The following is an 11,450-nucleotide window of genomic DNA, read 5'->3' as shown; positions in this document are numbered from 1 at the left end:
GGGGGGCGACTTTACCCGAGACGGAGCCGGCGGGCAATGCGCCAATGCGCGAGTGTCGAAAAATTTAGCGGGCGCGGCATCAGCATGCTTAACTTAATGTCCGAATTCCGCACGTCAGCGCGCCAGGCGAGCCCCATAATGCAGAAAAAACCGAACCCGAGCGTTGCCATGAATACTCAACAGCAAGCGTTGTACGACGCGCTGCGCGCGCGTGACCGCAAATTCGACGGCCGCTTTTTCGTCGGCGTCTCTTCCACCGGCATCTATTGCCGCCCGGTGTGCAGCGCCCGCACGCCGAAGCTGGAAAACTGCACCTTCTATCCGAGCGCGGCGGCGGCCGAGCTGGCGGGCTTTCGCCCCTGCCTTAAATGCCGGCCGGAGCTGGCGCCCGGCCTGGCGCTGATCGATCTGGGCAACCGCTATGCGCAGGTGGCGGTGCAGCTCATCGAGCAGGGCTATCTGTCCGAACACAGCTGCGAAGCGCTGGCGGCGCGGCTCGGCATTTCCGATCGCCACCTGCGGCGCATCTTCGCCGAACAGTTTGGCGCTTCGCCGATCGATTACGCGCAGTCGCACCGGTTGCTGCAGGCCAAACGCCTGCTGGCGGACACCGATCTGCCGCTCAGCGAGGTGGCGTTCGCCGCCGGTTTCGGCAGCCTGCGGCGTTTCAACGAGCTGTTCAAGGCGCGCTATCGCCTGATCCCGTCTGCGCTGCGCAGCGGCGGCGCGCGCGGTGAGCGGGCCGCCGCCAGCGGGCTGGTGTTCCATCTGGGCTATCGGCCGCCCTATGACTGGGATCGCATGCTGAATTTCCTGCAGGCGCGCGCCGTGCAGGGCGTGGAGCGGGTCGAGGGCCGCCGCTACCTGCGTTCGATCGCCGTCAACCAGGGCGGCACGGAACATTGCGGCTGGGTCAGCGTGCAGCCGGAGGAAGCGCGCAACCGGGTCAGGGTCGAGATCGCGCCTGCGCTCAGTTTGGTGACGACGGAGGTGCTGCGCCGCGTGCGCCTGCTGTTTGATCTGGACGCCGCGCCGGATCGCATCAATGAGGCGCTGGGCTCGCTGGCGGCCGATGCGCCGGGGCTGCGCCTGCCGGGCTGCGTGAACAGCTTCGAGCAGGCGGCGCGGGCGGTGCTGGGGCAGTTGGTCAGCGTGAAAATGGCGGCGACCTTCGCCGGGCGGATGGCCGAACGCTGGGGAGAGCCGCTGGCGGCGCCGCACGAGGGCATCACCCACGTTTTCCCCAGCGCCGAACGGGTGGCGCAGCTGCAGCCCGAAGCACTGCGCCTGCTCGGGGTGCAGCTGAAGCGCGCGGCGGCGCTGATCGAGATCGCCCGCGCGCTGGGCGAAGGGCGGCTGCAGCTCGACAACGTGCTGGATATCGACCAGGGCATCAGGGCGCTGACCGCGCTGCCGGGCATCGGCAACTGGACCGCCAGCTATATCGCGATGCGCGCCTGGTCTTGGCCGGACGTGTTCCTGGCCGGCGACTACCTGATCAAACAGCGTTTTCCCGGCATGACGCCGCGCCAGATCGAACGCTATGCCGAACGTTGGCGCCCGTGGCGCTCTTACGCCACGCTGCATCTGTGGCACAACGACGGCTGGGCGCCGGAAGGGGAGGATTGAGCATTCGGGCTAGCGGGGGGGCTCGATCAGCTGCAGCAGGCGGCTCATGCCCTCGCGCATCAGGAACGCCAGCAGCTTTTCCCGCTCGGCCGGCGTCAGGTGATAGTAATACTCGATCCAGACCCGTATCGGATCCTGGCGTTTGACGTCGTAGCCCGGAGGGTCTGTCTCGTGCAAGGCCGACAGGCTGCGCGCGCCGTACGGCAGGCTGTCGATATGGTATTCCAGCGCTTTGCCCTGCACGCCGCTGCGGCGGCGGCTTAGCCAGCCTTCGCGCCGGGCCATCAAATTGACCCCTTGCGGGGTTGAAGGCAACCCCGCCTTGCCCATCAGTTCCCTGGCGGAAAACCATTTCTTTTCCATAGTCCCTTATCCCTGAGCCATCACATGTCGAGGAAAATCAACGGATACGCTGATGTTCGCATGGGAGTTTCATCTTATTTAATCGTTTAAGCTTCAGGTGTTATTTATATCACTAATCTCGCATGGGTTAACACAATGTGAATAACGGGAGTGCGGCGCCGCCCGCGAGACGGCGCCGGTGAGGGGAGGGGTTAGCGAATGCCGAAGTAGCCGTCGCTGAGCAACACCGCCAGCGGCTGCTCCTGCGCGACCTGATCGCCATCCGCCAGATCGACGCCGATATCGCGCAGCGCCTGCAGCGTCACCGGTTGGTGGGCCGGCCCGGCGAGCGTCTGCGCTTTGATCCGATGCGCCGCGCCGTTGAGCATCGAGACCATCAGTTCATCCATCTGGTTGCAGTGCACGTTGGTGATAAAGCGTTCATCGACGCGAATGATGTCGATTTTCTGATCGCCCAGCTCATCGAAGGCATTGATGTTATGTCCGAAGCCATTGACGATCAGCCGGCAGCCCAGCTGCTGCAGTTCGCGAAGACACGCCCGGCACTGCGCGGCGTGTTCCAGCACCACGGCCTCATCGACGCTGAACAACAGTGCCTGCGGCGGCAGCGAGGAAGCGCGCACCCTTTCCGTCAGCTCGCGCTGGAAGTCGGTGTTCAGCAGGCTGTCGGTGGCCAGCGGCAACGCGAGCGACAGCCCCTTGCGCTTGATGTCGTCGGCGCAGTGCACCAGCAGCTGCGCCACCGCCCAGCGGTCGATGTCCGGCATCAGGCCGTACAGCTGCGCGGCGGCGATGAATGCCTCGTGCGGCAGCGGCCGATCGTCCGGCACCATCACCTGCAGCTTCACCTGGTGGAACGCGGCCGACAGCGGCGTCGCCGGCGGTGCGACCGCGCGGGTCAGCAGCCGCAGCTGCCCCTCGCTGACGATCGTCTGCACTTCCTGCAGGCTCAGCAATTCATGCTGCCGCTCCAGCAGCTGTTTTTGCCGCGCTTCATACAGATACACCTGGCCGCGCCCGTGGTGCTTGGCGGTGTAGCAGGCGATGTCGGCCTGGGCCAGCAGCTCGCTGCTTTTGGCGTCGCCGCCGATGCGCGTGATGCCGGCGCTGGCGCCGACGCGATAAATTTTCCCTTCCCAGTAGAACGGATGCTGGCTGATTTGGTTGACCACCTGTTGCATCAGCGATTTGGCCTGCTCCGGCCGGCAGTCGAACAGGATCAGGCCGAATTCGTCGCCGCCCAGCCGGGCCAGGCAGTCGCTGTTGCGCAGCTGGTGCCGCATCAGCTGGGCGATGTCCCGCAGCAAGGCGTCGCCCGCCGCGTGGCCGGCGGTGTCGTTCACCGCCTTGAACCGATCCAGATCGAGGAACACCAGCGAATGCGGCGGTGACGGTTCCCCGCCGGCGACGATTGCCGCTTTCAGCTGCTTCTCGAAGCTGGCGCGGTTCGGCAGGCCGGTCAGCGCGTCGTGCGAGGCGCTGTAGCTGAGCTTTTTCATCAGTTCGCGCGAGGCGGTGACATCCTGCAGCACCATCACCGCGCCCATGGTTTCACCGTCGAGGGTTTTCAGCGGTGAGACAGACTGCTGCACGTCGAAATAGCGCCCGTCGCGGCTGTGCAGCACCAATGCGTAATCCGCCGGCCACTGCCGTGGATATTGCGTGAGGTTTTCGATTTCCGGGCCGTCTTTGCCGTTGGTCAGGCGCACCACGCCGGCGACGGGCATACCGATCGCCAGATCGAGCGGCCAGCCGCACATCTGCTCGGCCACCGGATTCATAAAGGTAATGCGCAGGTGGCTGTCGGTGGAGATCACCCCTTCGCCGATGGCGTCGAGGGTGATGTGCAAACGCTCTTTCTCCTCGTGCAGCGCTTCGGCGAGGCTCTTGAGCTCGGTCATGTCGATATTGGTGCCGATCATGCGCAGCGGCCGGCCCTGATCGTCGAGGATCACGTTGCCCTGGCCGCGAATATGGCGCACGCTGCCCTGGCGGGTCACGATGCGGTATTCCATGACGAAAGGCTTGGGGTCGGCCAACAGCGCGGCCAGCTCGCGATCGGTGCGGTCGCGATCTTCCGGCACCAACAGGGTGCGCCACAGCGCCAGCGTCGGCGTTTGGTCGGGATTGAGATCGTAGAGTTCGAACATGCGCTGATCCCAGGTGAAGTTTTCCTGGCTCATCACCCATTCCCAGATGCCGACGCCGCCCACCTGATTGGCCAGCGTAATGCGCTCCACCAGCCGGTTGTTTTCCGCCTGGCTGCGCTTCAAATCGCTGATGTCCTCCACCTGCGAGATGAAATACAGCGGCAGGCCTTCGGCGTCGCGCACCAGCGAGACCGCCAGCAGCGCCCAGACGGTCTGGCCGTCGCTACGGATGTAGCGTTTCTCCATGGTGTAGCTGCTGATATGGCCATCGAGCAGGTCGTGCAACTGGCTGAGATCGGCGGTGAGATCGTCGGGATGCGTAATTTCTTGAAAGGTCAGCTTATGCAGCGCCTCAGGCGTATAGCCGAGCAGCGCGCACAGCGCCTGATTGACCTGCAGCCATTTCCCCTGCGGCGACACCAGCGCCATGCCGATGGCGGAATACTCCAGCGCGCTGCGAAAGCGGCTTTCGCTCTCGACGATGTGCTGTTTTTCCACCCGAAAGGCGTGCATCACCACCGCCATCGCGTGCGCCGGGATTAAAATCAGCAGCATCGGCAAGTACAGACCGAGATCGCCAAGGTGCTTGCCGGAAGCCTGGAAATGCAGCAACCCCAGCGAAATCATCACGGTGATCAGCAAGAGGGTGCAGAAGCAAACGGTGAACGCCTCAAAACGCGGCAGTGCGATGGCTGCCCACAGCAGCGGCAAAATCACGAACGTGAACGGAAAAGGCAGGTAGGTCAGCGCCACAAAGCTGAAAGCCAGCGTAACCATCAGCGTCAGCAATAATGGAAACGGGTTCAGCGCCGTCAGGGTGCGACGGTTATAAGAGAGGCCGATCGGCGCCAGCGACAGCACCCCTATCGCTTCGGAAATGAACCAGGTACCGAACGGCTGCCAAAAAGGCTGGCCTGGCGCGGGCACCAGGCCGGCGGCCAGCAGCGCGCTGAACAGCGGGGTAAAAATCACTGCGCAGACCACAAAACGCAGCCAACTGGCGAGATCGTTCAACGGATCGTACGGGTCTAGCATGCGGCGCAACAGCAGGGCGCAAACCGCCGCTTCCAGCAGGTTGATGGCGGCCAGCTTGACGGGCGTGGCGCTGACGCCGAACAGCAAGAAGCTGGCGAGCACGATGCCGAGGCCGCTGGCCAACAGCGGCAGGCCCCAGTGGCGCGGGGCGTGGCGGTACAGCACCGCGATCGCGGCGGCGGTCGGAAACCACAGCGGGGTGAAGTGGCTGGCTTCGCTGGACAGCGACAGGCTCAGCAAGGCGAGCAGAAACGTCGCCAGCGCCACTAACAGGGAATGCGTCAGCACGACGCCTTTGTGGGTGCCGAACGTGTTCGGCGCGCTGATCTCCATAGACACCCTTACCGATGGCCTCTGTCAGTGATTGGATTCATGACGTGGATGAATTAAGACGATTTATTGGCAAAGGTTAGTACAGCGCGAGAGGAAAACCTACCGGGATGGCCGACTTTACTGCGTTAACGCAAACCCGGCGACAGAATGGCGAAAAAGCCGGCGCGCGGCCGGCTTTTCGCGTATTACAGCAAGAACAGGGTGGCGAGGCCGAGGAAGATGAAAAAGCCGCCGGTATCGGTCAGCGCGGTGATGAGCACGCTGGAGCCGACCGCCGGATCGCGGCCCATTTTGAGCATGGTCATCGGGATCACTACGCCCATCAGCGCCGCCAGCAGCAGATTGAGCAGCATCGCCAGCGTCATCACGCCGCCCATCGCCGCGTCGCCGTACAGCAGCCAGGTGATGACGCCCATGATGCCGCCCCACACCACGCCGTTGATGATGGCGACGCCCAGCTCTCTGAGCATCAGGCGCGAGATGTTGCCGACTTCAATCTGGTGCAGCGCCAGCGCGCGCACGATCATGGTGATGGTCTGGTTGCCGGTGTTGCCGCCGATGCCGGCGACGATCGGCATCAGCGCCGCCAGCGCCACCAGCTGGGAAATGGTGTGTTCGAACAGGCCGATCACCCGCGAGGCGATGAATGCGGTGCAGAGGTTGATCGCCAGCCAGGCCCAGCGGGTCTTGACCGCCTTGCTGACCGGGGCGAACACGTCTTCTTCCGGGCTCAAACCGCCCATGCGGCGCAGGTTGGTGTCGCTCTCTTCGTTGACGGCGTCGACGATCTCTTCGATGGTCAGGCGGCCCATCAGTTTGCCCTTGGCGTCAACCACCGGGGCGCTGATCAGGTCGTAACGTTCGAACGCGCCGGCCGCTTCATCGGCCTTGTCTTCGGGCTGAAAGGTGGCGGGATCGCTGTCCATCACTTCGCGCACCGGGATCTCCGGATCGTTCAGCAGCACTGCGGTCAGTGGCAGCTCGCCCAACAGGGTGTTTTTGCGATCGGTGACGAACAGTTTATCGGTGGCGTCGGGAATGGTTTTGCGCATGCGCAAGAAGCGATGCACCGCGCCGAGCGTGACGTCCGGCCGCACCGTCACCAGTTCGAAATCCATCATCCAGCCGACGCTGTCTTTGGCGTACTGGCTCATCTCGCGCACCTGGGCGCGCTGCTCCGGCTCCAGCGAGGTCAGCAACCGGCCCATCAGGTTACGCGGCAGGTATTGCGCCAGGTAGGCCTGTTCGTCGACGTCTAGCGTTTTGATCGCTTTGAGCAGGTCTTTGTCGCTCATTTCCTCGATCAGGCTGTCCCAGACCGGTTCGGCGACCTCCACCAGCGTCTGGCCGCGCTTGCTGTTGCCCACCAGCCGCCACAGCGCCATACGTTCGTCCTGCGGCAGCGCCTCCAGCAGGTCCGCCAGGTCGGCGGCGTGCATATCGTCCAACAGACCGGTGATTTCCGCCGTCTGGTTCAGCAGTTCGCTTTGGCTGAGGGCGTGTTCATCCCCTGGCCGGCCGAGAATGCCGTCGACCAACTCCTTATTGTTCAACAGCAGAGTGAGAATGCGCTGGCGGTATTCAGCGACTTTTTTGACGTTATGGGTTGCGGCTGACATGGTGTTCCTTTACGGGCGCTCGGCGTTCCTGACGCAGGCTCATTAAAAGATAGAGCATAGCGGGTGCCGGCGTCATTTTTATGAAACGGCCGGGGTGCGGCGGTTATTCAGAGGAGGCGTCCTGTTGCGGCGCGCTGACTTCGGCGGCGTTTTGCGCAGCGGCCTGCTTTTTTTCCTGATGATGAGGCACCGCCACCACGGCGGCGTACAGCAGTCGGCCGACTAAAATGATAAAGCTGATAAACAACACTATCTTCGTCATCTGTCCGGTGGTTTTCTTGCGCATATATCACCCGGTATGCCGGTGTCCTGTGTTATTCGCTCGAGAATTTGTAAGCGGATTTTAGGCGCTGATGACAAAAGTTGTCCATTTTTTTCCGGCGTGCGGGGCGGTGTATTAGGGCTTCGTTTAGGTTGACGGGGCGAGGGCGGAAAGAAAAACCCCCTGTCTGGCAGGGGGCGGGGGATCAGGCGGAGCGCTGTTCGTTTTGCGAGCCTTCTTCTTCGATCAGCAGCTTCCAGCCGACGACGTCGTTCCAGTAGGCCTGTTCGCGCTCGAAATCGAGCTGCACCAGGTTGTTTTGTGCCAGGTAGCCGGCCGGGAAGCGCAGCGTCCAGTGGTTGTCGTCGGTGGTCAGGCGCAGCGTTTCCGGCGTGGTGGTCGACTGACGCTGGTTGTTGAGCAGGGTGCTCAGACGCAGCAGCTGGATCAGCGGCAGGTAGTGCTTCTTCTTGAACAGGTTGAGGCGCGGCAGCTCTTCGAGCTTGATCGCTTTGCGGTGGAAACGCACCAGCGCCGCCAGCAGCAGCTGCTGTTCCTGGTTGAAGCCAGGCAGGTTGGAGTTTTGCAGAATGTAGGCCGAATGGCGGTGCATGCCGCTGTGGTTGATGCTCAGCCCCACCTCGTGCAGCATGGCGGCCCATTTCAGCAGCGCTTCCAGTTGCGGATGCGCCAGCTTGGTGTTTTGCGCCATCCACTGCGAGTAGAGCAGCTCGGTGGTTTCCAGCACCCGCTTGGCCTGTTCGCGGTCGATGTTGTAGTGATCGGCCAGGCTCTTGGCGGTGCGGCTGCGGATGTCCTGATGGCGGAAGCGACCTTCCATTTCATACAGCACGCCTTCGCGCAGCGCGCCGTCGGACAGGCGCAGATCGCGGATCGCCAGCGCGTCGAACACGCCGCACAGGATAGCCAGCCCCGGCACGAACACCGATTGGCGATCCTCCGACAGCCCCGGCAGGCTCAGCGAACTGAAGCTTTTGAACTGCAGCACCTGTTCGGCGAGCATTTCCAGGCGATCCAGGGTGATGAGACCGTCTTTTTCCCCCATCGCCACCAGCACTTCGTGGGCGGCCTTGATGGTGCCCGAGGCGCCCAGCGCGTACTGCCAGCCCTGAATGCGGTACTGCCAGGCCAGCGTTTCCAATTTTTGCGCCGCCGCCAGCCGCGCGCGGCGGAAGTTGTTTTTGCTGATCTCGCCGCCCGGGAAGAACAGCTGGGCGAAGCTGACGCAGCCCATGCGGCGGCTTTCCGCCAGCAGCGGCTCGAAGTCTTCGCCGATCACCAGCTCGGTGGATCCGCCGCCGATGTCGATCACCAGCTTGCGGCCTTTCTCCGGCTGAGTGTGCTCCACGCCCATGAAGATCAGGCGCGCTTCTTCCTGGCCGGCGATGATTTCGATCGGATAGGGGATCACTTTGGCGGCGCGCTTGAGGAACACTTCGGCGTTCACCGCCTGACGCAGGGTATGGGTGCCGACGATGGTGACGTTATCCGCCGGGAAGCCCTGCAGCCGTTCGGCAAACAGCGCCAGGCAGGCCAGGCCGCGTTCTATCGCCTCTTCACTGAGTACGTTGTTGCTGTCCAATCCGTCGGCGAGATGCACTCGCTGTTTTAAACGGCCCAATACCTGTAAGGCGCCGTTGACGACGCGGGCGATCACCATGTGGAAACTGTTCGACCCGAGGTCGATGGCGGCGATTTCCTGCGGTTTGTTCGTTGCAGTGTTTTTTAGCGGCATAGTTGCTGGCCTACTGTCCTGGTTGTTCCAGAGCTTTTAAATACTCGTAAATAGCCACCTGGGCACGCACTTTGCGGCGGTTGCCACGCGGCACGTACTGGTTGCTCAGTTCTTTATCCACATAACGGGCCTTGACCGTATCGCTGAACAGGATCTCCAGAATGTCCAGAACGCGCTGTTTCAGCGCCGGATCCAGCAGCGATACCGCCACTTCGATACGGTAATCTATGTTGCGGGTCATCCAGTCGGCGGAGGACAGATACACCCGTTTGTCACCTTTATTGTCGAAAACGTAAACCCGGTCGTGCTCTAAAAAGCGATCGACGATGCTGATCACCTGAATATTGTCGCTGATCCCCGGCAGGTTGGGAATCAGGGAACACATGCCCCGCACCAGCAGGCGGATCTTCACGCCGGCGCCGGACGCGGTATATAACCGATCTACCAGCCCTTTATCCACCAGATTATTTATTTTCAACATAATGCCGGCCTGTTCCCCGGCCTGGGCGTTGGCGATTTCGTTGTCGATCAGCTCATACAGCTTCAGGCGCGAGTTCTGCGGCGACACCATCAGGTTGTCGAAGGTGACCGGCCGGTAGGGGTTCTCGATAAAGTTGAATACCCGGCGCACCTCGTTGGTGATGCGTGAGTCGGCGGTCAACAGCGAATAGTCGGTGTAGATGCGCGCGGTTTTTTCGTTAAAGTTGCCGGTACCGATATGAGCATAGCGCACAATTTCATCGCCTTCACGGCGCGAAATCAGGAACAGCTTAGCGTGGATTTTCAGGCCCGGCGCTGAGAAGATCACGTGTACGCCGGCCTCGGTCAGGCGCTTCGCCCAATGAATGTTGGCTTCTTCGTCGAAGCGCGCCTGCAGCTCGACCACCACAGTGACTTTTTTGCCGTTGTGCGCGGCGTGGATCATCGATTCGATGATGCGTGAATCTTTCGCCACCCGGTAGATGTTGATCTTGATAGCCAACACGCTCGGATCGAACGACGCCTGGCGCAGCAGCTCCAGCACGTGCTCGAAGGTGTGGTACGGATAGTAGAGCAGCACGTCTTTTTCGCGAATGGCGTCGAAGCCGTTGCGGAAACCGTCGAACCAGATGTGGCGCAGGCGCGGCAGCGGCTTGTTGACCAGGTTGGCCTTGCCGACGTTCGGGAAGCTGATGAAATCTTTGAAGTTGTGGTAGCGGCCGCCGGCGATCACCGAATCGTAGTTGGAGATGCCCAGCTTGCCGCGCAGCAGTTCCACCATTTCGTTCGGCATGTCGCGCTGATACACGAAGCGCACCGGCTCGGCGGTCAGGCGCTGTTTCAGGCTGGAGGACATCAGTTCCAGCAGGCTGGATTCCATTTCGGTCACCAGATCGTACTCCGCGTCGCGGGTCATTTTCATCGAGTAGGCGTTGAGCGCGTCGTAGTCGAAGAAGCCCTTGAAGATATCGTCCAGGCAGTAACGCAGAATGTTGTCCAGCAGGATCATCGGCTTGCGGCGGCGCGGCGCTTCCGGCGGCAGATTGACGAAGCGCGGCACCTTGTCGGACGGGATCTCCAGCAGCGCATAGTCGATGCGCGCGCCGCGGATGATCTCCACCGCCAGATAGGTGTAATCGTCTTTCAGGAACTGCACCAGATTGGTGTCGTGATTGATCAGGATCGGCGTAATGTGCTGGCGCAGATGCTGTTTGAAATATTGCCGCAGCCAGATTTGCTGGTTCTCGGACACCTGGCGTTCGTTGATCAGGAAGATCTGATTGCGCGCCATTTCCAGCAGCAGATCGTTGTACAGGCCGTCGAACTCCTGATCGGTTTTCAACACCTTGGCCTGGATCTTTTTCAGCAGGTGGCGCGAGGCGCCGGCGGAGCCTTGCTCTTCGCTGATCAGGATGCGCCGTTTGAGATCGGCGAAGCGGACTTTATAGAATTCGTCGAGGTTGTTGGAGTAAATGCCCAGAAAACGCATACGTTCAATCAGGGGATTGCTCTTATCTGCGGCTTCCTGCAACACGCGTTCATTAAAGGATAACCAGCTTAGTTCTTTTTCGATGTAGAGCTTTTCCTGACCCATTGCCACTCCAGTTCAAATTTAGAATAGGATCCGGGACGCAGCGCCCGGATGCCGCTCTAGTGTCCTTGATCATTATTGCGAGAGATTGACAGGAAAGTCCAACATATCCATTGCGTTGGCGCGCGGCATTTTTCGGCGCCGATAAATTTTCGGCGACGTGGGCAATGCGCCGCCGGATTGGGCAGCATTAAATTAAGGTTTCCAGGCTTATTATTGGCGTTATAAAGCG

The 11,450-nt window shown here is 61.5% G+C and carries 7 protein-coding genes; 1 reads left to right on the top strand and 6 read right to left on the bottom strand.

What is annotated here, in order from left to right:
• The first annotated feature begins 138 nt into the window (after window positions 1-138).
• Window positions 139-1,629, top strand: a complete 1,491-nt coding sequence (alkA, locus tag ACSBQQ_RS18630) for a DNA-3-methyladenine glycosylase 2 (RefSeq protein ID WP_049213358.1) — start codon at window positions 139-141, stop codon at window positions 1,627-1,629.
• A gap of 9 nt (window positions 1,630-1,638) precedes the next feature.
• Here alkA and ACSBQQ_RS18625 read toward each other — a convergent pair whose 3' ends face one another.
• The 6 genes from ACSBQQ_RS18625 to ppk1 form a co-directional block, all read right to left on the bottom strand.
• Window positions 1,639-1,992 (bottom strand): DNA-binding protein, encoded by a 354-nt coding sequence (locus tag ACSBQQ_RS18625; RefSeq protein ID WP_049213360.1) that lies wholly within the window; start codon window positions 1,990-1,992, stop codon window positions 1,639-1,641.
• Window positions 1,993-2,183: 191 nt separating this feature from the next.
• Window positions 2,184-5,510, bottom strand: a complete 3,327-nt coding sequence (locus tag ACSBQQ_RS18620) for a diguanylate cyclase (RefSeq protein ID WP_060428942.1) — start codon at window positions 5,508-5,510, stop codon at window positions 2,184-2,186.
• 185 nt (window positions 5,511-5,695) lie between these two features.
• Complete coding sequence (gene mgtE, locus ACSBQQ_RS18615; RefSeq protein WP_033635529.1) at window positions 5,696-7,129, bottom strand: magnesium transporter; 1,434 nt, start codon at window positions 7,127-7,129, stop codon at window positions 5,696-5,698.
• A gap of 103 nt (window positions 7,130-7,232) precedes the next feature.
• Complete coding sequence (locus ACSBQQ_RS18610) at window positions 7,233-7,415, bottom strand: YfgG family protein (RefSeq protein WP_004941600.1); 183 nt, start codon at window positions 7,413-7,415, stop codon at window positions 7,233-7,235.
• Window positions 7,416-7,596: 181 nt separating this feature from the next.
• Complete coding sequence (ppx, locus tag ACSBQQ_RS18605; RefSeq protein WP_033635528.1) at window positions 7,597-9,147, bottom strand: exopolyphosphatase; 1,551 nt, start codon at window positions 9,145-9,147, stop codon at window positions 7,597-7,599.
• Window positions 9,148-9,157: 10 nt separating this feature from the next.
• A complete protein-coding gene (gene ppk1 / locus ACSBQQ_RS18600; protein WP_033648827.1) occupies window positions 9,158-11,221 on the bottom strand; it encodes a polyphosphate kinase 1 in 2,064 nt (687 codons plus the stop codon).
• Window positions 11,222-11,450 lie beyond the last annotated feature (229 nt).

This window comes from Serratia sp. G204Y (assembly GCF_051172435.1).
GTDB classification, from domain to species: domain Bacteria; phylum Pseudomonadota; class Gammaproteobacteria; order Enterobacterales; family Enterobacteriaceae; genus Serratia; species Serratia sarumanii.
This window is presented reverse-complemented; position numbering and strand designations above follow the sequence as displayed.